Source organism: Pseudomonas sp. PS01300, from assembly GCF_029960155.1.
GTDB classification, from domain to species: Bacteria; Pseudomonadota; Gammaproteobacteria; order Pseudomonadales; family Pseudomonadaceae; genus Aquipseudomonas; species Aquipseudomonas palmensis.
Genome location: NZ_JASCPN010000159.1, coordinates 1 through 292, shown reverse-complemented (window position 1 = coordinate 292; position 292 = coordinate 1). Strand labels below are relative to the sequence as shown.

Genomic DNA, 292 nt, shown 5'->3' with positions numbered 1-292 from the left:
GCTCGGGCCTGGACAGCCTTTCGGCCAGTACCCGACAGCGTTTGTCCGCCGGGCTATCCGCACGCCTTCAGGAGGAGCAGGCGCAACTGCGCGTCCCCCTCGAAAAAAGCCTCAAGGAGTCGGCCAATCACATGGCCGAACTGCTGGCATCGGTTGCGCCGCGGGCCATCTGGGATGACGACATACCGGCACTGTCGGAGTGTTCCCGGCGCGCCCAGCGCAATGCCAACGTGCTCTTCGTGGTCTACGACGACGCCCAGGGCCAGCACCTGACCCGCTACCTGAACCGGCA

Annotated in this window: 1 pseudogene; it reads left to right on the top strand. The window is 65.8% G+C overall.

Going from position 1 to position 292, the window contains the following annotated elements:
• Positions 1 to 292: pseudogene (locus QMX96_RS26775) on the top strand (methyl-accepting chemotaxis protein); the annotation flags it as partial.